Source organism: Pseudomonas sp. DY-1, assembly GCF_003626975.1.
Classification (GTDB): domain Bacteria; phylum Pseudomonadota; class Gammaproteobacteria; order Pseudomonadales; family Pseudomonadaceae; genus Metapseudomonas.
Window position 1 is genome coordinate 4,000,915 of sequence record NZ_CP032616.1, and the last position, 22,010, is coordinate 4,022,924.

Annotated in this window: 20 protein-coding genes; 8 read left to right on the top strand and 12 right to left on the bottom strand. The window is 63.8% G+C overall.

Annotated features, from left to right (window positions below):
* Positions 1 to 75: 75 nt before the first annotated feature.
* From D6Z43_RS18895 to D6Z43_RS18915, 5 genes are all read right to left on the bottom strand, one after another.
* Positions 76 to 1,923: a Na/Pi cotransporter family protein gene (locus D6Z43_RS18895; RefSeq protein ID WP_120653616.1), complete on the bottom strand. Its 1,848-nt coding sequence runs from the start codon at positions 1,921 to 1,923 to the stop codon at positions 76 to 78.
* Positions 1,924 to 2,051: 128 nt separating this feature from the next.
* On the bottom strand, positions 2,052 to 2,390 hold the full coding sequence (locus D6Z43_RS18900; protein WP_120653617.1) for a multidrug transporter: 339 nt from the start codon (positions 2,388 to 2,390) through the stop codon (positions 2,052 to 2,054).
* A gap of 72 nt (positions 2,391 to 2,462) precedes the next feature.
* The gene (locus tag D6Z43_RS18905; RefSeq protein ID WP_120653618.1) at positions 2,463 to 3,041 is read right to left on the bottom strand and encodes a lysophospholipid acyltransferase family protein; all 579 of its coding nucleotides are present in this window, start codon (positions 3,039 to 3,041) and stop codon (positions 2,463 to 2,465) included.
* Positions 3,042 to 3,104: 63 nt separating this feature from the next.
* The gene (gene mutM / locus D6Z43_RS18910) at positions 3,105 to 3,917 is read right to left on the bottom strand and encodes a bifunctional DNA-formamidopyrimidine glycosylase/DNA-(apurinic or apyrimidinic site) lyase (protein WP_120653619.1); all 813 of its coding nucleotides are present in this window, start codon (positions 3,915 to 3,917) and stop codon (positions 3,105 to 3,107) included.
* A 24-nt stretch (positions 3,918 to 3,941) separates the two neighbouring features.
* A complete protein-coding gene (locus tag D6Z43_RS18915; protein ID WP_162945905.1) occupies positions 3,942 to 4,754 on the bottom strand; it encodes an HDOD domain-containing protein in 813 nt (270 codons plus the stop codon).
* 232 nt (positions 4,755 to 4,986) lie between these two features.
* On the opposite strand from D6Z43_RS18915, the gene D6Z43_RS18920 reads away from it, so the two are divergent.
* The 4 genes from D6Z43_RS18920 (at position 4,987) to D6Z43_RS18935 (ending at position 10,465) form a co-directional block, all read left to right on the top strand.
* Entirely contained in the window at positions 4,987 to 6,183 is a 1,197-nt protein-coding gene (locus tag D6Z43_RS18920) for a class I SAM-dependent rRNA methyltransferase (protein ID WP_120653621.1), read from the top strand.
* 259 nt (positions 6,184 to 6,442) lie between these two features.
* A complete protein-coding gene (ilvD, locus tag D6Z43_RS18925) occupies positions 6,443 to 8,281 on the top strand; it encodes a dihydroxy-acid dehydratase (protein ID WP_120653622.1) in 1,839 nt (612 codons plus the stop codon).
* Positions 8,282 to 8,583: 302 nt separating this feature from the next.
* Entirely contained in the window at positions 8,584 to 9,957 is a 1,374-nt protein-coding gene (locus tag D6Z43_RS18930; protein WP_120653623.1) for a nucleobase:cation symporter-2 family protein, read from the top strand.
* Between the two features lie 43 nt (positions 9,958 to 10,000).
* A complete protein-coding gene (locus tag D6Z43_RS18935) occupies positions 10,001 to 10,465 on the top strand; it encodes a metallophosphoesterase family protein (RefSeq protein ID WP_120653624.1) in 465 nt (154 codons plus the stop codon).
* Positions 10,466 to 10,524: 59 nt separating this feature from the next.
* Here D6Z43_RS18935 and D6Z43_RS18940 read toward each other — a convergent pair whose 3' ends face one another.
* Positions 10,525 to 11,037: a dihydrofolate reductase gene (locus D6Z43_RS18940; RefSeq protein WP_120653625.1), complete on the bottom strand. Its 513-nt coding sequence runs from the start codon at positions 11,035 to 11,037 to the stop codon at positions 10,525 to 10,527.
* Positions 11,038 to 11,344: 307 nt separating this feature from the next.
* Here D6Z43_RS18940 and D6Z43_RS18945 point away from each other — a divergent pair, with 307 nt between their 5' ends.
* The 3 genes from D6Z43_RS18945 to D6Z43_RS18955 all read left to right on the top strand — a co-directional run bounded on the left by D6Z43_RS18945 (position 11,345) and on the right by D6Z43_RS18955 (position 15,740).
* A complete protein-coding gene (locus tag D6Z43_RS18945) occupies positions 11,345 to 12,883 on the top strand; it encodes a nucleobase:cation symporter-2 family protein (RefSeq protein WP_120653626.1) in 1,539 nt (512 codons plus the stop codon).
* A gap of 96 nt (positions 12,884 to 12,979) precedes the next feature.
* Positions 12,980 to 14,377, top strand: coding sequence for a DUF2868 domain-containing protein (locus D6Z43_RS18950; protein ID WP_120653627.1), 1,398 nt, complete (start codon positions 12,980 to 12,982; stop codon positions 14,375 to 14,377).
* A complete protein-coding gene (locus D6Z43_RS18955; RefSeq protein ID WP_120653628.1) occupies positions 14,370 to 15,740 on the top strand; it encodes a GTPase/DUF3482 domain-containing protein in 1,371 nt (456 codons plus the stop codon). The genes D6Z43_RS18950 and D6Z43_RS18955 overlap by 8 nt, the downstream gene beginning before the upstream one ends.
* A gap of 15 nt (positions 15,741 to 15,755) precedes the next feature.
* Here D6Z43_RS18955 and D6Z43_RS18960 read toward each other — a convergent pair whose 3' ends face one another.
* The 4 genes from D6Z43_RS18960 to D6Z43_RS18975 are packed head-to-tail and all read right to left on the bottom strand — an operon-like array spanning position 15,756 to position 19,187.
* Complete coding sequence (locus D6Z43_RS18960) at positions 15,756 to 16,754, bottom strand: ribonuclease T(2) (RefSeq protein ID WP_120653629.1); 999 nt, start codon at positions 16,752 to 16,754, stop codon at positions 15,756 to 15,758.
* A 46-nt stretch (positions 16,755 to 16,800) separates the two neighbouring features.
* Complete coding sequence (locus D6Z43_RS18965; protein ID WP_120653630.1) at positions 16,801 to 17,595, bottom strand: thymidylate synthase; 795 nt, start codon at positions 17,593 to 17,595, stop codon at positions 16,801 to 16,803.
* The gene (lgt, locus tag D6Z43_RS18970) at positions 17,595 to 18,395 is read right to left on the bottom strand and encodes a prolipoprotein diacylglyceryl transferase (RefSeq protein ID WP_120653631.1); all 801 of its coding nucleotides are present in this window, start codon (positions 18,393 to 18,395) and stop codon (positions 17,595 to 17,597) included. Before lgt ends, D6Z43_RS18965 begins: the two co-directional genes overlap by 1 nt.
* 9 nt (positions 18,396 to 18,404) lie before the next feature.
* Positions 18,405 to 19,187, bottom strand: coding sequence for a sulfite exporter TauE/SafE family protein (locus tag D6Z43_RS18975; protein ID WP_120653632.1), 783 nt, complete (start codon positions 19,185 to 19,187; stop codon positions 18,405 to 18,407).
* 169 nt (positions 19,188 to 19,356) lie between these two features.
* Here D6Z43_RS18975 and D6Z43_RS18980 point away from each other — a divergent pair, with 169 nt between their 5' ends.
* The gene (locus D6Z43_RS18980) at positions 19,357 to 20,109 is read left to right on the top strand and encodes an NRDE family protein (RefSeq protein ID WP_120653633.1); all 753 of its coding nucleotides are present in this window, start codon (positions 19,357 to 19,359) and stop codon (positions 20,107 to 20,109) included.
* Between the two features lie 122 nt (positions 20,110 to 20,231).
* On the opposite strand, the gene D6Z43_RS18985 is transcribed toward D6Z43_RS18980, so the two are convergent.
* Together D6Z43_RS18985 and D6Z43_RS18990 are read right to left on the bottom strand one after the other, a co-directional pair.
* Positions 20,232 to 21,116: an ABC transporter permease subunit gene (locus D6Z43_RS18985; RefSeq protein WP_120653634.1), complete on the bottom strand. Its 885-nt coding sequence runs from the start codon at positions 21,114 to 21,116 to the stop codon at positions 20,232 to 20,234.
* A complete protein-coding gene (locus tag D6Z43_RS18990) occupies positions 21,113 to 21,994 on the bottom strand; it encodes an ABC transporter permease subunit (RefSeq protein ID WP_162945906.1) in 882 nt (293 codons plus the stop codon). The genes D6Z43_RS18985 and D6Z43_RS18990 overlap by 4 nt, the downstream gene beginning before the upstream one ends.
* Between the last annotated feature and the right edge of the window lie 16 nt (positions 21,995 to 22,010).

Sequence of the window (22,010 nt, forward strand, 5' to 3'; positions counted from 1 at the left end):
TCGCTGCGCTCTGCACCAACCTACGGGCGCTCCGCCTCCAGGCATTGCACGGTATACCGGCACTCACCGCACACCTTATGGACGATCGCCGTCCAGCACGATCAGTGACTCTTCATCCTGTTCCAGCCGTCGCAGCTCGCGGAACAGCAACTGCCCTTCACCCAGCATCAGCACATTTCGCAGGCTCTGGAAAATCCGGCTCGCATATCCCAGGTCGTTCATTAGGGAACTGGTCATCAGGCCATCCAGTTCACCTTTGCGCACTGAATTGAACAGCCGGGTACGGAAGCTGCCATCGAAGGTCGCGGCCTGCTCGTCCAGCCAACCCAGACGCTCGTTCCATGCCTCTTCCGGCAGGTCGGAGCGGCCCAGCTCGCGCAGCTCATGGAGCATCGCCAGCAAGTGGCGGCGCAGGTCCACATAGGCATCACGAAGGGGAGCAGGCTCCTGGTCCAGGTAACGCCCGAGGTTCTTCTGCAGGTGCTTGGCATCCTTCACCGCATCCACCAGTTGCAGCGCGGCCAGCTGGCAACTGACCCAGAACTGTTGGTGTGCCTCATCCAGAGGCAGATCGAGCCGCCCCATGAAGCTCAGCAGGTCGCCATACACACCTTTGATATGCCGCTGGTAGAGCGCTTCGGCGTCCAGATGATGGCGCTCCGGCCGAGCCTGCAGCAGGCGCTCATCGCCTTGCGCCTTTGCCAGTTGGTCCACCGGCAGGTAAAGCGCGTGGCAGATCACTTCCATGCTCAAGCGACCGAGGTGGCGCAGTTCGCGCACCACGGCGCTGGCAGCGGCATCCACCGAATCCAGGGCGCGCTCGTTGAGGTAGCGCGCGCGGGTACGCAGCAGTTCCTCCGGCCCTACAGCCAGCTCGGTGATCAGCACCTGGGGCTCTTCGCGTTCCGGCAACCAGCGCACCAGCCAGTAAGCGAGGCGTTCTTGCAGCGGCCAGAACAGCAGCACACCCATGGCGTTGATAAGGCTGTGGAACATGGCCAGCTGGATCAGCTCGTTGTCGCCCAGCCCGGTGATGCCGGCGATCCGATCGACCATCAAGCTCAACGGCCCCAGCAGGATGAAAGCCAGGGTGCAGGTAACTACGTTGAACAACACGTGGGCCAACGCCAGCCGTTGTCCACTGCGGTTTCCGCCAAGGGAGCCGACGAAGGCGGTGGTGACGCTGCTGCCGACGTTGGAGCCGATGGCAATGGCGAAAGCCTGGGCCAGCTCCAGCTGACCGCCGGCCAGGGCCGCCAGCGTCAGCATCAGCGTGGCATGACTGGATTGCAGCACCACGGTAACCAGCAGCCCCACCAGGGCGAACAGCAAGCTTCCCATCACCCCGTCGGCCTGGAAGACGGTGAGGTCGAGGCCGTCGCCGAAGCTGGCGAAGCCGTCCTTGATCTGGTCGATGCCGAGGAAGATGAAGGCAATTCCGAGGACGATGCGCCCGGCCGCCTTGCTCTTCTCGCCGAGGAAACCACCGAGCACGCCGAAGACCAGCAGCGGCAACGCCAGCGGGCTCAGGCTGAGGTTCTGCCCCGCCAAGGCCAGCAGCCAGATACCACTGGTAGCCCCCAAGTTGGCACCGAAGAGGATGGCGATACCGCCGGCGAGCTGGATCAGCCCGGCACTGATGAAGGCGATGGTGAGCAGCGATACCAGCGTGCTGGACTGCAACAGCAAGGTGCCGCAGATGCCGAACATCAGCCCCTTGAAGGAGGTGGCGGTGCTGCTGGCCAGTAGTTGCTCGAGCTTGCTGCCGGCCAGCTGGCGCAGCCCCTCTTCCAGGCACTGCATCCCGAACAGGAACAGCGCAAGGCCGGCGCAGAGCTCCAGCCAGCCGGAACTGAACCAGAAACTCAATGCCAGCCCGACAGTAGCCAGGGCAAGCAGGATGATGCGCGAGTTGTGCTTCACGGGCGGTATTCCTTCACCAGACAGGGCTCAGCTATTACCCGATACAGTCGTCTGACGGCAACCCGCATGGCGCCCGAAAACGCCGACGGCCCCGAAAGGGGCCGTCGCAATGGAGTCGGGGGAAGGAATCAGTCGTGCTTGTAGCCACTGATCGTGCAGCCCAGGCAGCGCACGAAGGCTTCTCTGCCCGGCTCGACGACCAGCGCATTGGCCGCCTCGCCGACATTACCGCCCAGCGCGGAGAACGGCAGGCTGATGATGAACAGGCCCGCACCGATCACGGTGGCGCCGATCAGCAGCGGGCGGGCGATGATGATATCGCCGGCCATGCTGTAACCGGTGGGAGCATTGACTGTGTACATCGGGTCACCGCTGGTGTTTTCCTGAACCACTTCCGCGTGAGCCGGCAGCGCCAGCAGGCCAGTGGTCAGCGCCAGGACAGCAGCGGTTGTGCGGAGCAGGTTCATACGGGCGATCCTTCAGATAGTGGTGTACGAAAAACTATAACAGCGCATGGCACATTGGCAGCGTGACGGCCTTCAATCGCCATTGAAAGCGTAGTCGGGTTTTTTCGGCACGTAAGGGCGGTAGAAGGTCAGCAACTGGCGCAGATCGGCGTGCTCGTCACCCGTGGGGTAGAACGGCTCGCCGATCACCACCCGGCGATTGGCGTAGTCCAGGGCAGCCGGGACTATAGGCACTCCGGCGCCGCAAGCGATGTGGTAGAAGCCCATTTTCCAGCGATCCACGCGTTTGCGGGTGCCTTCCGGCGAGATCACCAGCATGAACTCGCGATTCTCGCGGAAGCGCTCCACCGCTTGATCCACCATGTTCAGCTTGAGATGCCGATGGATCGGCACGCCTCCCCAGCGTTGCAGCAGCCCGGCGAAGGGCCAGCGGAAGATGGTGTGCTTGCCGAACCAGCGGGCATTCAGGCGCAGCACGAACTTCACTGTGAGGAACAACACGAAGTCCCAGTTGGAAGTGTGGTGGGCGCCGATGATCACGAACTTGTCGAGGGGTGGCAGGCGCCCTTCGATGCGCCAGCCCATCAGACGCAGCACGCCGTGGCCAATCGCCTCGGCAAAGGGATTGCGGGGCAGGTAATTACCGTACATAGGACAGACTTCTTTTCTTGTTCTAGGAATGCTCGACGCCGAGTCTCGCGACCCGGCGAGGGATTAGCGTTGGCAGCGCGGACAATAGACGCTGGCGCGCTGGCCCAGGCGGATTTCCCGCAAGGTCGAGCCGCACTGCTTGCAGAACTCGCCAGCACGGCCGTAGACGAACAACTCCTGCTGGAAGTAGCCCGGTTTGCCGTCGCCGCCGACAAAGTCGCGCAGGGTAGTGCCACCACACTCGATGGCCTGCGCAAGGATGCGTTTGATTTCCTCGGCCAGCTTCAGGTAGCGGGCCCGCGAGATGGAGCCCGCTTCGCGGCGCGGGTCGATTCCGGCGGCGAACAGCGCCTCGCTGGCGTAGATGTTGCCGACCCCGACCACCACGGCGTTGTCCATGATGAAGGGTTTCACCGCCATGCTGCGGCCACGGGACAGCTGGAACAGGCGCTCGCCGTCGAACAGGCCAGTCAGCGGCTCCGGCCCCAGGTGGCGCAACAGCTCGTGGTTCAGTGGGTCATCGCTCCAAAGCAGCGCGCCGAAGCGGCGTGGGTCGGTGTAGCGCAGGGCCATGCCCGACTCCAACTCGATATCCACATGCTCGTGCTTGGCCGCGACCAACCCAGCCTCCACCAGGCGCAGGCTGCCGGACATGCCGAGGTGGCTGATCAGGGTGCCGACTTCGGCCTGCAGCAACAGGTACTTGGCGCGGCGCTCCACATGCAGGATGCGCTGGCCGGACAGGCGCACATCCAGGTCTTCGGGAATCGGCCAGCGCAGGCGGCGCTCACGCACGATCACCCGGCTGACGCGCTGGCCTTCGAGGAAGGGCGCGATGCCGCGGCGGGTCGTTTCGACTTCGGGTAGTTCAGGCATCTGAATCTCGGTACTCGGCGCGACTCAGCTAACGCCAAGCTCGCGGATGCTTTCCTTGAGGTTCTCGAAGTCGTACTCCGACAACCCGACATAGTCCAGCACCTGGGAGCGGATGCTCATCCACTCGTAATCCTCCGCCTGGTTACCCAGCACCAGATGCGAGGCGCAGATGTGCTCCGCCATCTTCAGGATGGCCAGCAGGGTCTTGAGCTGGGCATCGCGCCCGGAGTCGTCGGTGAAGATCGACAGGGCGTTGTGATGGTTGGCGATGGCTTCGCAGAGGTGTTCCGGCAGGCGCCATGAGCGCGCAGTGAAATAACCGACCACGGCGTGGTTGGTGTTCAGCAGGCGGTTCTCGGTGTCCACCACGCGGCGCTCGGGGCCTGCGCTGGCGTAGGCCTCCTCCAGCACCATCATGTAGTCCGGGAAGCGCTTGAGCATCAGCGGGATGCCGCAATTGTGGAACAGGCCGAGCGCGTAGGCTTCGTCGGCGGACTGGTAGCCGATGCGCTTGGCCAGGGTCAGGCTGGTCATGGCCACGTCCTGGGCGGTGTCCCAGAAGCGGTTCAGCGTAACGATGGTCTCATCAGTCATCTCGCCCTTGATCGACTGCGCGTTGATCAGGTTGATCACCGTGTTGCAGCCCAGCAGGTTCACCGCCTGCTGGATCGAGGCAATGCGGTTGGTCAGGCCGAAAAAGGGTGAATTGACGATCTTCAGCAACGCACCGGACAGGCCCGGGTCCTGGCTGATCAGGCGGGCGATGGATTTCAGGTCCGGGGTCGGCATGACCTGCTCCATTTGCAGGTCGACCATGATCTGCGGCTGCGGCGGCACGCTGATGCCCTGCAGGACCTGACGGATCTGATCTGCGGATAGTTCTTGAGCCATGGGAATGGGGGGGGAAGTTTGACCGAATCGACAGTCTACCCGGTTGCACCTGCCGTTTGCGCGGGATTTCCGGCGATTTTCCGACCATCGTGCCAGGTCGCCCATGGCACCGCCGGGCGGCCCCCGGAGCCCGCACGGGCTGGGGTATAATCCCCGCCTTTTTTCCGGAGAGCGACACATGTCCCTGCCCAGCCTGCGCCTCAAAGCCAATGCCGATCGACGCCTGCGCGCCGGCCACCTGTGGGTCTACAGCAACGAAGTGGACGTGGTCACCACCCCGCTGAACCTCTTTCAGCCGGGTGACCAGGCCATCCTCGAAGCCGCTGGCGGCAAACCCCTGGGCGTGGTCGCCATCTCTCCGAACAACCTGATCTGCGCTCGCCTGGTATCCCGCGACACCAAGCACACCCTGGACAAGTCCCTGCTGGTGCACCGCATCAACGTCGCCCTGAGCCTGCGCGAGCGTCTTTTCGACAAGCCCTTCTACCGCCTGGTCTACGGCGACTCCGACCTGCTGCCGGGCCTGGTGGTGGACCGCTTCGGCGATCACCTGGTGGTGCAGCTCGCCTCCGCCGCCATGGAGCGCAACAAGGCCGCCGTGCTCGACGCCCTGGTGCAAGTCCTCAAGCCGCGCGGTGTGCTCTGGAAGAACGACTCCAGCGCGCGTGAAGCCGAAGGCCTGGAGCGTTACGTGGACACCGCCTTCGGCGTGGTGCCCGAGTGGGTCGCCCTGGAAGAGAATGGCGTGAAGTTCGAGGCCCCGGTGATGGAAGGCCAGAAGACCGGCTGGTTCTATGACCACCGCATGAACCGTGCACGCCTGGCGCCCTACGTCAAAGGCAAGCGCGTACTCGACCTGTTCAGCTACATCGGCGGCTGGGGCGTGCAGGCTGCAGCCTTCGGCGCCAGCGAAGTGTTCTGCGTCGACGCCTCCGGTTTCGCCCTCGACGGTGTAGAGCGCAACGCCACCCTCAATGGCGTGGCTGAGCAGGTTACCTGCGTGGAAGGTGACGTGTTCGAAGCCCTCAAGGAACTGAAAGCCGCCGAAGAGCGCTTCGACGTGGTCGTCGCCGACCCGCCGGCCTTCATCAAGCGCAAGAAGGACCTGAAGAACGGCGAGGCCGCCTATCGCCGCCTCAACGAGCAAGCCATGCGCCTGCTGAACAAGGACGGCATCCTGGTCAGCGCCTCCTGCTCCATGCACCTGCCGGAAGACGACCTGCAGAACATCCTGCTCAACAGCGCCCGTCACCTGGACCGCAATATCCAGCTGCTGGAGCGCGGAGGCCAGGGCCCGGACCACCCGGTGCACCCGGCCATCGTCGAGACCCGCTACATCAAGAGCCTGACCGTTCGCCTGCTGCCCAACAGCTAAGCACCTCTGCCCGGCACTGGGCCGGCCGCTGCGCCGGCCCGACCGCCAGCCTTTCCCTGCCGGCCAGGCCCGGCGTAGAATCGGGCAATTCCTCGCCAACCATCCTCCGGCGGGCCAGTGAGCCCCGGCCGAGCGAGCGGTGACCCCGCCCCGCCTTCCGGCCACCACCGACCGAATGGCCATCTGCCGTTTGCATCCGGTATGTTCCGCGCTCACGATGAGACTCTTACAGACACCTGATTAGCCGCAGGAAACCGTCATGCCCGATTACCGCTCGAAAACCTCCACCCACGGCCGCAACATGGCTGGCGCTCGTGCCCTGTGGCGCGCCACCGGGATGAAGGACGAGGACTTCAAGAAGCCGATCATTGCCATCGCCAACTCCTTCACCCAGTTCGTGCCCGGCCATGTGCACCTGAAAGACCTGGGCCAGCTGGTCGCCCGCGAGATCGAGAAGCACGGCGGTGTGGCGAAGGAATTCAACACCATCGCCGTAGACGACGGCATCGCCATGGGCCACGACGGCATGCTCTATTCCCTGCCGAGCCGCGAGATCATCGCCGACTCCGTGGAATACATGGTCAACGCTCACTGCGCCGACGCCATCGTCTGCATTTCCAACTGCGACAAGATCACTCCCGGCATGCTGATGGCCGCCCTGCGCCTGAACATCCCGGTGGTCTTCGTCTCAGGTGGCCCAATGGAAGCCGGCAAGACCAAGCTGGCCAACCACGGCCTGGACCTGGTAGACGCCATGGTCGTGGCGGCCGACGATTCCTGCTCCGACGAAAAGGTCGCCGAGTACGAGCGCAGCGCCTGCCCGACCTGCGGTTCCTGCTCCGGCATGTTCACCGCCAACTCCATGAACTGCCTGACCGAAGCCCTCGGCCTGTCGCTGCCGGGCAACGGCTCCACCCTGGCCACCCACGCAGACCGCGAGCAGCTGTTCCTGCGCGCCGGCCGCCTGGCCGTCGAGCTGTGCCAGCGCTACTACGGCGAGGGCGACGACAGTGTGCTGCCGCGCAACATCGCCAACTTCAAGGCATTCGAGAACGCCATGACCCTGGACATCGCCATGGGCGGCTCCACCAACACCATCCTGCACCTGCTGGCCGCAGCCCAGGAGGGCGAGGTGGCGTTCGACCTGCGCGACATCGATCGCCTGTCCCGCAAGGTCCCGCAGCTGTGCAAGGTGGCGCCGAACATCCAGAAGTACCACATGGAAGACGTGCACCGTGCCGGCGGCATCTTCTCGATTCTCGGTGAACTGGCCCGTGGCGGCCTGCTGCACACCGACGTCGCCACCGTGCACAGCCCGAGCATGGCCGACGCCATCGCCCAGTGGGACATCACCCAAACCAAGGATGAAGCCGTCCACACCTTCTTCAAGGCGGGCCCGGCCGGCATCCCCACCCAGGTTGCCTTCAGCCAGTCCACGCGCTGGGACACCCTGGACGACGACCGCGCCGAAGGCTGCATCCGCAGTGTCGAGCACGCCTACTCCCAGGAAGGCGGCCTGGCTGTCCTTTACGGCAACATCGCCCTCGACGGCTGCGTGGTGAAAACCGCTGGCGTGGATGAGTCCATCCATGTCTTCGAAGGCACCGCGAAGATCTTCGAAAGCCAGGACAGCGCCGTGAAAGGCATCCTCGCTGACGAAGTGAAGGCCGGCGACATTGTGATCATCCGCTACGAAGGCCCGAAAGGTGGCCCGGGCATGCAGGAAATGCTGTACCCGACCAGCTACCTGAAGTCCAAGGGCCTGGGCAAGCAATGCGCCCTGCTCACCGACGGCCGCTTCTCCGGTGGCACCTCAGGCCTGTCCATCGGCCACGCCTCGCCGGAAGCCGCCGCTGGTGGCGCCATCGGCCTGGTGCAGGACGGCGACAAGGTCCTTATCGACATCCCCAACCGCAGCATCAACCTGCTGGTTTCGGATGAAGAACTGGCCGCCCGCCGAGTGGAACAGGACAAGAAAGGCTGGAGGCCGGTCGCCCCGCGTGCGCGCAAAGTGACCACCGCGCTGAAAGCCTACGCCCTGCTCGCCACCAGCGCCGACAAGGGCGCGGTACGCGACAAGTCGATGCTCGACGGCTGAGCCTGGTAGCAGATGGTAGAAAGCCCGGCCATACGCCGGGCTTTCTGCTTTCCGTGGGGGCGATTTCAATCGCCAACGGGCGTTAGCGGTTGCGAGAGATCTACCATCGGGTCAAGAACCTTGTAGGAGCTGGCTTGCCGGCGAAACGGGGCCATTCGCTGGCAAGTCAGCTCCTACGGCCAGTACATCTGCTTGAAACACGTAATGCAGACATAACCAATGAATTGCCCCCACAAGATCAAGCCTCCCTCACCAAACCTGACCACTCAGGTAGAATCGCCGCTTTTTTGCGGTCGATCACCATGACTTCACTGGAAAAGCCCCCCGTCCCCGAGACTCGCAACGAGCTGCTCTACGGCCTGGAAGACAAGCCACGCCCCGTCGCCGCCCTGCTCGCCGCGCTGCAGCACCTGCTGGCCATCATCGTCCCCATCGTCACCCCTGGCCTGCTGATCTGCCAGGCGCTGGGCGTGTCGGCGCGGGATACCAACCTGATCGTCTCCATGTCCCTGGTGGTGTCTGGTATCGCCACCTACGTTCAATGCAAGCGCTTCGGGCCGTTCGGCGCCGGGCTGTTGATCGTCCAGGGCACCAGCTTCAACTTTGTCGGCCCGCTGATCGCCGGTGGTGCACTCATGGTCAAGCAAGGCACTCCGGTTGAGGCAGTGATGGCCGCTATCTTCGGCGTGGTAATGGCCGGTGCCTTCGTCGAAATGGGCATTTCCCGCGTGCTGCCCTTCGTCAAACGACTGATCAATCCGCTGGTGACCGGTATCGTCGTGCTGATGATCGGCCTGACCCTGATCAAGGTGGGCCTGATCAGCATGGGTGGCGGCTTCGGCGCGATGGCCAACGGCACCTTCGCCAACGGCGAGAACCTGCTGCTGTCCGGTACCGTGCTCGGCGTGATCCTGCTGCTCAACCGCATCCCGCTGGTGTGGATGCGCAGCTGCGCCATCGTCATCGCACTGCTGGCGGGCTACGCCCTGGCCGCCTGGCTCGGCCGCCTCGATTTCAGCGGCCTGCACGACGCGCCGCTGCTGCAGGTGCCGGTACCGTTGCACTTTGGCCTGGGGTTCTCCTGGTCACTGTTCGTACCGATGCTCGTGATCTACCTGGTCACTTCGCTTGAAGCCATCGGTGACGTCACCGCCACCAGCAAGGTTTCGCGCCAGCCGGTGGAAGGCCCGTTATGGATGCAAAGGATCAAGGGCGGCGTGCTGGTCAACGGCGCCAACTCCCTGCTTGCCGGCCTGTTCAATACCTTCCCTAGCTCAGTCTTCGCCCAGAACAACGGCGTGATCCAGCTCACCGGCATCGCCAGCCGCCATATCGGCATCTGGATTGCTCTTATGCTGGTGTTGCTGGGCCTGTTCCCGGCCGTGGCTGGCGTGCTGCAAGCCATTCCCGAACCCGTGCTGGGGGGCGCCGCCATGGTGATGTTCGGTGCAGTAGCCGCTTCCGGCATCAATATCCTCGCTGGCACCACCCTGGATCGCCGCGCGCTGCTGATCATCGCCGTATCGCTCGCCCTGGGTCTCGGCGTGTCGCAGGTGCCGGAATTCCTCGCCCATATGCCGGCGGCACTGCGCAACATCCTCGAATCCGGTGTGGCCACCGGCGGTCTCTGCGCCCTGCTGCTGAACTGGTTCCTGCCAGAAACCACGCGCACGTAAGAGTGATGCAGAATGGGCCTCGTTTCCCGCCGAGGCCCATGCCATGAAGCCCCTCCGTATCGGCCTGATCTCCGACACCCACGGCCTGCTACGTCCGCAGGCGCTTGCGGCGCTGGAGGGCTGCGACCACATTCTCCACGCTGGCGACATCGGAAAAGCCGAAATACTCGACACCCTTTCCGGGCTGGCGCCGCTGACTGCCGTGCGAGGCAACAACGACGAGGGGCCCTGGGCGCAGGCCATTCGCAAGGTGGAAGCGGTTCAACTGGGCGGGATCGGCATCTATTTGGTGCATGACCAGGCGGATATTCCTGACGACCTTGCCCAGCGCGGCTTCAGGGTCGTGGTCACTGGCCATTCGCACAAACCCCTGATCAACGAGCATTCAGGATTACTGCACGTGAACCCAGGCAGTGCAGGCCCGCGCCGTTTCAAGCTGCCAGTGTCGGTGGGGTTTCTCTTGATTGACGATGACGCTCGGGCGGTGCTTCGCGAGCTGGTCCTATAACCTGTGTGAGCGAATTCTTTCGCGAATGAATTCGCTCACACAGGACAGGATCGGGGGCCTCAGCGCTTTTCCCACACCTCGAAGGCGTAGGCCGGCGTGTCCGTCGTCGCCTCGTGCTCGATGCTGGAGGCCAAGCGCCAGTCCTGCTGCGACACTTCAGGGAAGAATGCATCGCCCTCCGGAGCCAGCTCAACGCGAGTCAGGTAGAGGCGGTCGGCCTGGACCAGGCCCTGGGCATAGAGTTCTGCGCCGCCGATCAGCATCAGTTCCTCGGCCTCTTCCGCACGCGCCCAGGCATCAGCGCGTTCGATCGCAGCTTCCAGGCTCGGAAAGACTTCCGCGCCTTCCAGCACCAGAGAGCTCTGGCGGCTGACCACCAGATTGAGCCGGCCCGGCAGCGGGCGACCAAGGGAGTCCCAGGTCTTGCGGCCCATGATGATCGGCTTGCCGAGGGTCATGGCCTTGAAGTGCTTGAGGTCCGCCGGCAGGTGCCAGGGCAGTTGGTTGTCGCGACCGATCACGCGGTTCTGCGCGAGGGCGGCAATCAGGCATAGGGGCAGGGTCTTTTTCATGGCGGCGAGAATACCGGCTGCCGTCCGTGAGAGAAAGCCAACGGAGGATGGGCGCCCGAATCACACATTTCCGGCACGGCCTGTGCATCCCCAAAATGAATGGTTCGACGAGCGACCTCCATTCGTCGCCAATCACTTTCCTGACCACATGGTCAATGATTGATTCTACTTATTTCGGCGCCTTTATAAGAATTAACGCAGGAGATAGGCGAAAAAGCTTGCCTAAAAAATTGTATACAAACCACTAGTCAATAGGCCGGTTAATTGTCTACAGTTGCCAGCACAATAACAAAACCGAGAGCCCACCATGACAGTCCCATCCGCAAGTCCGTCTCCGGTGCAACGACCGGAAGATGAAAACCTCGGCATTGGAGCCAACCTCGCCTACGGTCTGCAGCATGTGCTGACCATGTACGGCGGAATTGTCGCGGTACCCCTGATCATCGGCCAGGCTGCCGGGCTTTCGCCCGCAGACATCGGCCTGCTGATCGCAGCCTCACTGTTCGCCGGTGGCCTGGCCACCTTGCTACAAACGATCGGTCTCCCCTTCTTCGGCTGTCAGCTGCCTCTGGTGCAAGGCGTGTCCTTCGCTGGTGTGGCAACCATGATCGCCATCATCGGCAGCGACGGCGCCGGTGGAATCCCCGCAGTGCTGGGCGCGGTAATCGCTGCCTCGCTGATAGGCCTGCTGATTACCCCGGTGTTCTCACGGATCACCAAGTTCTTCCCGCCACTGGTGACCGGCATCGTGATCACCACCATTGGCCTCACCCTGATGCCCGTCGCGGCACGCTGGGCCATGGGCGGCAACAGCCAGTCGCCGGAATTCGGCAGCGTGGCAAACATAAGCCTGGCTGCCTTCACCCTTGGAACCGTGCTGCTGCTGAGCAAACTGGGCAGCGCCAGCATTTCGCGCCTGTCCATCCTCCTGGCGATGATCATCGGCACCGTGGCGGCAGTGTTCTTCGGCATGGCGGACTTCTCCAAGGTGCTTGAAGGCCCGCTGGTCGCCATGCCTTCGCCGCTGCACTTCGGCATGCCGGAGTTCCATATCGCGGCGATCCTGTCGATGCTGATCGTGATCATCGTGACCCTGGTGGAGACCTCCGCAGACATTCTTGCCGTGGGCGAGATCATCGGCACCAAGGTCGACTCCAAGCGCCTCGGCAACGGCCTGCGTGCCGACATGATTTCCAGCTCGCTGGCCCCGCTGTTCGGCTCCTTCACCCAGAGCGCCTTCGCCCAGAACGTCGGTCTGGTAGCCGTGACCGGCGTGAAGAGCCGCTACGTGGTCGCCACCGCCGGCCTGATCCTGGTGACCCTCGGTCTGTTGCCGGTTATGGGCCGCCTGATCGCCGCTGTCCCCACTTCGGTACTGGGTGGCGCAGGCGTGGTGCTGTTCGGCACCGTGGCCGCCTCCGGCATCCGTACCCTGGCGCAGGTGGACTATCGCAACAACATGAACCTGATCATCGTCGCCACCTCCATCGGCTTCGGCATGATCCCGATCGCCGCGCCGACCTTCTACCACCACTTCCCCGCCTGGTTCGAAACCATCTTCCACTCCGGCATCAGCTCAGCCGCGATCATGGCGATCCTGCTGAACCTGATCTTCAACCACCTGAAGGCCGGCAACTCGGACCAGCAGTCGGTATTCGTCGCCGCCAACGAACGCACCCTTCGCTACCAGGACGTCGCCGCCCTGAACGAGGGTGATTACTTCCGCGACGGCAAGCTGTATGACTGCGACGGCAACGAAGTGAAAGTGGTGACCGACCACGACGACCACCACGACGCGCCAACAGCCCCCCGAGTGAAAGTGGCGGCAGGTTCCCACAGCCACTGACAGGTAAAGGCCGGCGCACAGTGCCGGCCTTCTCTTGATGAAGGGCCCGCCTTCAGCGGTTATTCTCAGTGCTCACCCTTGGCCAAGAGGCCCTTCGTGAGCGAACCCAATCCAGCCTCCCTCCCTCCTCTCTCCGCCCTCGACCGGCTCTGGCTGACCGAGGCCATCCGCCTGCGCGAAGAACACGCCGGCCCTCTCGAAGACTCAGAGGCAAACCGTCGTGCCAATGCCGCAGGGGGAAATCTGGCGGCGCGCATCGAAGCCCGCGCCCTCTGGCTGGCCCAACGCGACGGGCAGCTCCCGGCCCTGCAGCACTGGCGCCAGGGCGCACGACTCGCCGGCCTGTTACTGGTGATGCTTGCGCTGATCAGCGGTGCTGGCCTGGCCGTTGCCGCACTCGGTGATGGCCAGCGTCCGGTCAACCTGTTCTGGGCCCTGGGCAGCCTGCTCGGCTTGCACTTGCTGATGCTGCTCGGCTGGGCCCTGTCGCTCTGCCTCGGCAACAGCGCCAGCGTGCTGGGTCGCATCTGGTTATGGCTAAGCGGCAAGCTCGCCCGCGACGCCCAGGCTGCGCACCTGGCTCCCGCGCTGCTCCTGCTGCTGCAGCGCCAGCGCCTGACCCGCTGGGGACTGGGCGCCCTGGTGCACGGAGCATGGTTGCTGACCCTGGGCAGCGCTCTGGTGGTGCTCCTGCTCCTGCTCGCGACCCGTCGCTATGGTTTCGTCTGGGAAACCACCATCCTCGGCAGCGATACATTCGTCTTCCTGACCCAAGCCCTCGGCGCCCTTCCCAGCCTTCTCGGGTTCAGCCTGCCGGACGCCGCGACCATCCGCGCCAGTAGTGCCGTGGTCAGCGAAGAAGCCGCGCGTCAGGCCTGGTCAGGCTGGCTCCTGGGGATCACCTTCACCTACGGCCTGCTGCCGCGCCTGTTGCTGGGCCTATTCTGCTTCTGGCGTTGGTCGCAAGGGCGCGCGCGCCTTGGCCTCGACCTCAGCCTGCCTGGCTACAGCTTGCTACGCGAACGTCTGCAGCCAGCCAGCGAGCGCCTGGGCGTCTGTGATGCCGCGCCCGCCGAGCAGGTCGAACCCCGCGCCGGCAGCCTGAATGGCGCCAGCCAGGGTGCACTGCTGGTGGCGATCGAACTGGATGACCGCCGCCCCTGGCCGCCGTCCCTGCCCAAGGGCGTGGGTGATGCCGGCGTGCTGGACAGCCGCGAGCAGCGCCAACGTCTGCTCGACCAACTCAGCCGTTTTCCACCTGAGCGCCTCGCAGTAGCTTGCGATCCTCGTCGCTCGCCGGATCGCGGCACCCTGGCATTGATCGGCGAACTTGCGCGCAGCGCGGGTCAGACCCGCATCTGGCTGCTCCCTCCACCCGCCGGCGACGCTCTTGATAGCCAACGCCTGGAAGACTGGCACCAGGCACTCGACCGCCTGTCCCTGCCCCATGCCCAGGGTGCGCCCCTGCACTGGCTGGAGACTGGCCATGACTAAACCGTTGAAGCTCGCCGTGGTCGGTCACACCAACGTTGGCAAGACCTCGTTGCTGCGTACCCTGCTGCGTGATCGCTCGTTTGGCGAGGTCTCCCATCGACCCAGCACCACCCGGCATGTGGAGGGCGCGCGGCTGTCAGTGGACGGCCAGCCGCTGCTGGAACTGTATGACACGCCGGGACTGGAGGACGCCATCGCCCTCCTGGATCACCTGGAGCGACTGGATCGCCCAGGCGAGCGCCTGGATGGCCCGGCACGTCTCGCCCGTTTCCTCGACGGCAGCGAAGCCCGCCAGCGCTTCGAGCAGGAAGCCAAGGTGCTGCGCCAGTTGTTGACCTCGGATGCCGGGCTCTATGTGATCGATGCCCGCGAACCGGTGCTGGCCAAGTACCGCGATGAACTGGCAGTGCTCGCGATGTGCGGACGACCGCTGCTGCCAGTGCTGAACTTTGTCGCCAGCGAGAGCCACCGCGAAGCCGATTGGCGCGAGGCCCTTGCCCGCCTTGGCCTGCATGCACTGGTACGCTTCGACAGCGTGGCCCCGCCGCTGGATGGCGAGGAGCGCCTTTACGACAGCCTGGCCCTCCTGCTCGAGCGAGCACGCCCTCAGTTGCAGCGACTGGTGGAGGATCACCAGGCGCAACGCCGCCTGCGCCTGGAGGCAGGTAGTCGACTGATCGCTGAACTGTTGCTGGACGTCGCAGCCTGCCGCCGCAGTGTGCCGGCCCAGGAAGCTGCCCTGCAGGCCGCCACCGAGACACTGCGCCAACAGGTGCGCCAGCGCGAACAACGTTGCGTGGAAGCACTGCTGCGGCTTTACGCATTCGCCCAGGACGATGCCGCCACCAGCGATCTGCCACTGCTAGGCGGCCGTTGGGGCGACGATCTATTCAACCCGGAAACGCTCAAACAGCTGGGTGTGCGCCTGGGCGGCGGCATGGCTGCCGGTGCGGCGGCTGGCGCAAGTGTCGACTTGCTGGTGGGTGGCCTCACGCTGGGTGCCGCAGCGGCACTCGGCGCCATAGCCGGCGGCGCCTGGCAGACCTTCGGTCACTATGGCGAACGGCTGTTGGGCAAGATCAAGGGACAACGCGAACTGACCGTGGACGACTCCATCCTGCGCCTGCTGGCCCTGCGTCAACGCCAGCTACTGGCGGCGCTGGACGCCCGCGGCCATGCGGCTTTCGAGGCAGTGCGCGTCGACACTCCGGAGGAAAGGCAGTGGCAGGAGGGCAAGCTGCCGACCGTGCTGGGCAAGGCGCGCGCCCATCCGGAATGGTCGTCGCTGAATCCAGGCGCCGAGCTGGAGCAGGCGGAGCGCCAGGGTTGGGTCGCAGCCCTGGCGGAAGGCTTGCGGCCCTGAAATCAGGGCCGGCGGTCAGCGGCCGCCGGCCTCGATCAGGATGCGGTCGGAGCTGCACTCACTGCGATCGCGCGCGCGACTCTCGGCGAACTGACCATCGACCACCCCAACCAGATTGTCAGCCTGCTTCAGCGCACGAGGCAGCGAAACGCGTACCTCCTGCAGATACTTGCCGCTGCAAATGAGCAGGAAATTGTTCTGCGCATCTCGGCTACCGAAGTCCTGTTCCACGCGCTCGTAGAACGCGCGCTTGGAAATGGCACCACCGATGTTGGCAACGATGTACTGACCCGCAGCCGACTGATCCAGCTGGCGCACCAGGTCCGCCGCGCGACGGAAGTAGGCATCGTCGTCCATTTGCGTCTGACAGACACCGTGCTTGTCCCATTGATAGCGGCCGAAACTGGTGCCATAGCGGAAGTTCGGCATCCATGGGCGGACGTAGGCCAGCGTGTCACCGCTGAGTTTCATCTCTGGCCCGGCGCAGTGGCCGTAGTCCTTGCCGCAGGACCGGCGATTGGGCCAGAGGCCATGCAGGGTCAGGTGGGAGATTTGTAGCTCACCGGAATCCAGGCCTTCACACTCAGGCTTCTTGCCGTTGTAGCGGGCATGCTCACAAAAGCCCGGCTGCCAGGTGGCGGCCAACACATAGCCGTCGTGCTGGTCGGGCACATTGCAGGCGCCTGCGCTCTCTCCGAAGGCGGCAGGCTTGCCGGTATTGAAGGCAATCCCCTCGGCCGAGCCGCAGTCGGCGGAGACCCAGCGCAAGGGCGTGGCACTGCCCGGAATGCGAATGCGCAGCCAGTCGTAATCGCGCTTGTTGACCTCCACCACTTCGTAGCGGCGACCTGGTTCCAACTTGAGGTCGTCCGGGTTGCTCTGCTTGCGGATGGACTGGAAAGCCTCGCAACGCTGACTGGCAATGAAACTTCCCTGGGCTGGCTCGGCCCAGGTGGAAAAGGACGACCAGAGGCCGAAAAGCCCCGTGAGCAGGGCTGCAAGCGGGGCTTTCATGGTGACTCCTGTCATCGGAAGGCCGGGGCGTCTCCGCCCCAGCAGGTCAGACGGCGACAGGCGCCTTGATGTGCGGATGCGCCTGGTAGCCCACCAGTTCGAAGTCCTCGAACTTGAAGGCGAACAGGTCCTTCACGTCCGGGTTGATCTTCATGGTCGGCAACGGCAGCGGCTCGCGCGTGAGCTGCAGGTCGGTCTGCTCGATGTGGTTGGCATAGAGGTGGCAGTCGCCGCCGGTCCAGATGAACTCGCCCGGTTCCAGGTCGCAGACCTGGGCCACCATAAGAGTCAGCAGGGCATAACTGGCGATGTTGAAGGGTACGCCGAGGAAGATGTCGGCCGAACGCTGGTACAGCTGGCAGCTCAACTTGCCGTTGGCCACGTAGAACTGGAACAGCGCGTGGCAGGGCGGCAGGGCCATCTCGTCCACCAGGGCGGGGTTCCAGGCGGAAACGATCAGCCGGCGCGAGTCCGGGTTCTTCTTGATCATTTCCACCACCTTGGTGATCTGGTCGATGGACTCGCCATTGGGTGCCGGCCAGGAACGCCACTGATAGCCATAGACCGGTCCGAGGTTGCCCTCTTCGTCAGCCCATTCGTCCCAGATGGAGACGCCGTTGTCCTTCAGGTACCTGATGTTGGTATCGCCCTGGAGGAACCACAGCAGCTCATGGACGATGGATTTCAGGTGGCACTTCTTGGTGGTCACGAGGGGGAAGCCTTCGGCCAGGTCGAAGCGCATCTGGTGGCCGAACACGCTGTAGGTGCCCGTGCCGGTGCGGTCGCTCTTGAAGGTGCCGGTCTCGCGCACGCGGCGCATCAGGTCGAGATACTGTTTCATCAGACGACTCCTTGGGCGGCCTGGCGGCGATGAGCCCAGACAATCAGGGCGATGCCGCCGATGATCATCGGCAGGCAGAGGATCTGGCCCATGGTCAGCCAGCCGAAGGCCAGGTAACCGAGCTGGGCGTCAGGGACGCGGACGAACTCCACCGCGAAGCGGAAAATACCGTAGAACAGCGCGAACATGCCGGAAACCGCCATGGTCGGGCGTGGCTTGCGCGAGTAGAACCAGAGGATGGCGAACAGCGCCACGCCTTCCAGAGCGAACTGGTAGAGCTGCGACGGATGGCGCGGCAACTGGGCCGGGTCAGTGGGGAAGATCATCGCCCAGGGAACGTCGGTGGCCTTTCCCCAGAGCTCGGCATTGATGAAGTTGCCGATACGGCCAGCACCCAGACCGATAGGTACCAGGGGCGCGATGAAGTCCATCAGCTGGAAGAAGCTCTTGTTGTTGCGCTTGCCGAACCAGAGGGTCGCCAGCATCACGCCGATCAGGCCGCCATGGAACGACATGCCGCCCTTCCAGACTTCGAAGATCAGTAGCGGATTGGCGATGTAGGCCGACAGATCGTAGAACAACACATAGCCGAGACGACCACCGGCGATTACGCCAAGCGCGACCCAGAACACCAGGTCGGAGAGTTTCTCCTTGCTCCAGCTGGGATCGAAGGCGTTCAGGCGGCGCGAGGCCAGCCACCACGCACCACCGATGCCAATGAGGTACATCAGACCGTACCAATGGATTTTCAGCGGGCCGATAGCCAGCGCTACCGGGTCGATCTGGGGATAAGCCAGCATTACAGCTCCTTAGATCAGGAAGTTCAGGCCCACTGACAGCAGCAGCAGGGCGAACAGGCGCTTCAGCAAGCGCGGCGAAAGCCTGTGGGCCAGGCGCGCGCCGAAGCGGGCGAAAAACATGCTGGTGACGGCAATGCCAACCAGCGCCGGAAGGTAAATGAAGCCAACGCTGTAGGGCGGTAGATTGGTGTTGTTCCAGCCCAGCACCATGAACGACAGCGCGCTCGCCGCGGCGATCGGCAGTCCGCAGGCCGCGGAGGTGGCCACCGCCTGCTGGATCGGTACGCTGCGCCAGGTCAGGAAGGGTACGGTCAGGGAACCACCACCGATACCGAAGATGGCCGAGGCCCAACCGATCACCACACCTGCCAGGGTCAGGCCCGGCTTGCCGGGAACGGCGCGGCTGGCCTTGGGCTTCAGGTCCAGCCCCATCTGTATGGCTACCAGTATGGCGAAGATACCAATGATCTTCTGCAACATCGGGCCCTGAATGGCAGCTGCGGTCAGGGCACCGAAGCCGGCGCCGATGAGGATTCCGACCGCCATCCAGGCAAAGATCGGCCAGCGCACCGCACCTTTGCGATGATGCTCGCGCACCGAATTGATCGAGGTGAAGATGATGGTGGCCAGGGACGTGCCAACTGCCAGGTGCGTGAGAATGCCGGGATCGAATCCATGGGCGGTGAAGCTGAACACCAGCACCGGCACGATGATCATGCCGCCGCCGACGCCGAACAGCCCGGCCAGCACTCCGGCGCAGGCGCCGAGTACCAGGTAGAGCAGGAATTCCATGGACACCCCCGAAAACAAAGCGGCATGTTAACGGAAGGCCGTTTCTCGCTCCACCGGGTGGAGATGGACGTTCAACGCAAGCTGCCGATAACCCGGAAGTGGACATTTGCAGCTGATGTAGTTTTCCTACCTGCTGCTACACTCCGGCTCATAAAAAGGAGACGACTCCATGTGCCTGATCGTATTCGCATGGCGCCCCGGACACGAAGTCCCGCTGGTGCTCGCTGCAAACCGAGATGAATTCTATGCACGCCCCACGCTTTCCATGGCGAGCTGGGAAGACGCACCCGGCGTAATCGCTGGGCGCGACCTCGAAGCCGGCGGCACCTGGCTTGGCGCCGGGCCCAAAGGCCGCTTCGCCGCCCTCACCAACATCCGCGATCCCCGAACGCCGCCGGTCGGCCGCACCCGCGGCGAGCTCTGCGTGCAATTCCTGCGAGGAACCATGGGGCCGGGCGAGTTCCTCGAGGACGCGCTGCGCCGGGCTGGCGACTATTCGGGCTTCAACTTGCTGGTGGGGGACGACCGCGAGCTGTGGTTCCTCAATCCGCGCAGCGGCGGACCGATCAACCTCAAGCCGGGCATCTACGGGGTATCCAACGCCGATCTGGATACGCCCTGGCCCAAGGTCGAGCGCGGCAAGGCGGCCATCGCCGAATGCCTGAATCCTCCCTCGACGGACGCGCTGCTCAACCTGCTGCACGACCCGGAGGTTGCCCAGGACCACATTCTGCCGGACACCGGCGTGGGGCTGAACACCGAGCGCATGCTCTCCAGCGTGTTCATCGCCACCCGCACCTACGGCACCCGCGCCAGTTCGGCCCTGATCGTCCGCGCCGACGGCAGCCGTGAGCTGGTGGAGCGCAGCTACGGCCCCTACGGCGCGAAGCTGGGGGATGTGCGGATGGAGCTGCGGGACTAGACCCGGCACCCTGTGGGAGCGATTTCAATCGCGAATGAATTCGCTCCCACAAGACAAGATTTCCTACATCCTGAAAACACAAAGGCCACCCGAAGGTGGCCTTTGTGTTTTCAGCGCTGGATTCAGGCGACCTGGGTGGCGGCCGGTTTCCAGTTGGAGGAAGCGGCTTCCTCGGCCATGGTTTCCATCGCCTGCTGGATGGCACGCTTGCGACGCTCCTCGGCCCGGCGGGTGAAGAACCAGGCAAAGAAGGTGAACAGCGAGACGGTCAACAGGATCAGGCTGGCCACGGCGTTGATTTCCGGTTTCACGCCCAGGCGCACGGCGGAGAAGACCTCCATTGGCAGGGTGGTGGAACCGGGACCGGAGACGAAGCTCGCCAGCACCAGATCATCCAGGGAAAGGGCGAAGGACATCATGCCGCCTGCCGCCAGGGACGGCGCGATCATCGGGATGGTGATCAGAATGAACACCTTCCACGGACGCGCACCCAGGTCCATGGCCGCTTCTTCGATGGACAGGTCCAGCTCGCGCAGGCGCGCCGACACCACGATGGCCACGTAGGCCGAGCAGAAGGTGGTGTGGGCGATCCAGATGGTGACGATGCCACGCTCCTGGGGCCAGCCGATCAGTTGCGCCATGGCCACGAAGAGCAGCAGCAGCGACAGACCGGTGATGACCTCGGGCATGACCAGCGGCGCGGTGACCATGCCGCCGAACATCGTGCGCCCGCGGAAACGCGGAATGCGGGTCAGCACGAAGGCAGCCAGGGTACCCAGGGCCACAGCGGCAATCGCAGTATAAATGGCGATCTCCAGCGAGCGACCCACCGAGTTCATCAGTTGGGAGTTGTCCAGCAGGCCCACGTACCACTTCACCGACCAGCCGCCCCACACGGTTACCAGCTTGGAAGCGTTGAAGGAGTAGATAACCAGGATGACCATCGGCAGGTAGATGAACAGCAGGCCTGCCCAGAGCATCAGGGTGGAGAAACCGAAGCGTTTCATACTTTGCCCTCCAGTTCCTTCGCCTGGTTACGGTTGAAGAGAATGATGGGCACGAGCAGGATCGCCAGCATCACCACTGCCAGGGCGGACGCCACCGGCCAGTCACGGTTGTTGAAGAACTCCTGCCACAGCACCTTGCCGATCATCAGGGTCTCCGGGCCGCCGAGCAGTTCCGGAATCACGAACTCGCCCACCACCGGGATGAACACCAGCATCGAGCCGGCGATGATGCCGTTTTTCGACAGTGGCACGGTGATTTTCCAGAAGCTGTTGAACGTGCTCGAACCGAGGTCCGAAGCAGCCTCCAACAGGCTGGGATCATGCTTCACCAGGTTGGCGTAGAGCGGCAGGATCATGAACGGCAGGTACGAATAGACGACGCCGATGTACACCGCCAGGTTGGTGTTGAGGATCTGCAGCGGCTCGTCGATCAGACCGATGCCCATCAGGAATGCATTGAGCAGGCCGTTGTTGCTGAGGATGCCCATCCAGGCGTAGACGCGGATCAGGATCGCAGTCCAGGTCGGCATCATGATCAGCAGCAGCAACACGGTCTGGGCTTCCTTGCTGGCACGGGCGATGGCGTAGGCCATCGGGTAGCCGATCAGCAGGCAGATCAGGGTGCTGACGAAGGCGATCTTCAGCGAGCCCAGGTACGCCGCCAGGTACAGTTCGTCCTCGTTGAGAATCAGGTAGTTGCCCAGGTTGAGGATGAGCTGCAGCTGATTGTCCGCCCAGGTGTAGATATCCGTGTACGGAGGGATCGCAACGTCGGCTTCTGCGAAGCTGATCTTCAGCACAATGGCGAAGGGCAGCAGGAAGAACAGGAACAGCCAGAAGAACGGTACCCCGATAACGAGGTGCCGGCCGGTCGGCAACAGGTTTTTCAGTTTG

What these genes read in the sequence shown, in the direction of transcription:
- D6Z43_RS18900 (WP_120653617.1), bottom strand. Translation starts at nt 2,390, where the DNA reads ATGAACCTGCTCCGCACAACCGCTGCTGTCCTGGCGCTGACCACTGGC.
- D6Z43_RS18905 (WP_120653618.1), bottom strand. Translation starts at nt 3,041, where the DNA reads ATGTACGGTAATTACCTGCCCCGCAATCCCTTTGCCGAGGCGATTGGC.
- mutM (WP_120653619.1), bottom strand. Translation starts at nt 3,917, where the DNA reads ATGCCTGAACTACCCGAAGTCGAAACGACCCGCCGCGGCATCGCGCCC.
- D6Z43_RS18920 (WP_120653621.1), top strand. Translation starts at nt 4,987, where the DNA reads ATGTCCCTGCCCAGCCTGCGCCTCAAAGCCAATGCCGATCGACGCCTG.
- ilvD (WP_120653622.1), top strand. Translation starts at nt 6,443, where the DNA reads ATGCCCGATTACCGCTCGAAAACCTCCACCCACGGCCGCAACATGGCT.
- D6Z43_RS18930 (WP_120653623.1), top strand. Translation starts at nt 8,584, where the DNA reads ATGACTTCACTGGAAAAGCCCCCCGTCCCCGAGACTCGCAACGAGCTG.
- D6Z43_RS18935 (WP_120653624.1), top strand. Translation starts at nt 10,001, where the DNA reads ATGAAGCCCCTCCGTATCGGCCTGATCTCCGACACCCACGGCCTGCTA.
- D6Z43_RS18940 (WP_120653625.1), bottom strand. Translation starts at nt 11,037, where the DNA reads ATGAAAAAGACCCTGCCCCTATGCCTGATTGCCGCCCTCGCGCAGAAC.
- D6Z43_RS18945 (WP_120653626.1), top strand. Translation starts at nt 11,345, where the DNA reads ATGACAGTCCCATCCGCAAGTCCGTCTCCGGTGCAACGACCGGAAGAT.
- D6Z43_RS18955 (WP_120653628.1), top strand. Translation starts at nt 14,370, where the DNA reads ATGACTAAACCGTTGAAGCTCGCCGTGGTCGGTCACACCAACGTTGGC.
- D6Z43_RS18960 (WP_120653629.1), bottom strand. Translation starts at nt 16,754, where the DNA reads ATGAAAGCCCCGCTTGCAGCCCTGCTCACGGGGCTTTTCGGCCTCTGG.
- D6Z43_RS18965 (WP_120653630.1), bottom strand. Translation starts at nt 17,595, where the DNA reads ATGAAACAGTATCTCGACCTGATGCGCCGCGTGCGCGAGACCGGCACC.
- lgt (WP_120653631.1), bottom strand. Translation starts at nt 18,395, where the DNA reads ATGCTGGCTTATCCCCAGATCGACCCGGTAGCGCTGGCTATCGGCCCG.
- D6Z43_RS18975 (WP_120653632.1), bottom strand. Translation starts at nt 19,187, where the DNA reads ATGGAATTCCTGCTCTACCTGGTACTCGGCGCCTGCGCCGGAGTGCTG.
- D6Z43_RS18980 (WP_120653633.1), top strand. Translation starts at nt 19,357, where the DNA reads ATGTGCCTGATCGTATTCGCATGGCGCCCCGGACACGAAGTCCCGCTG.
- D6Z43_RS18985 (WP_120653634.1), bottom strand. Translation starts at nt 21,116, where the DNA reads ATGAAACGCTTCGGTTTCTCCACCCTGATGCTCTGGGCAGGCCTGCTG.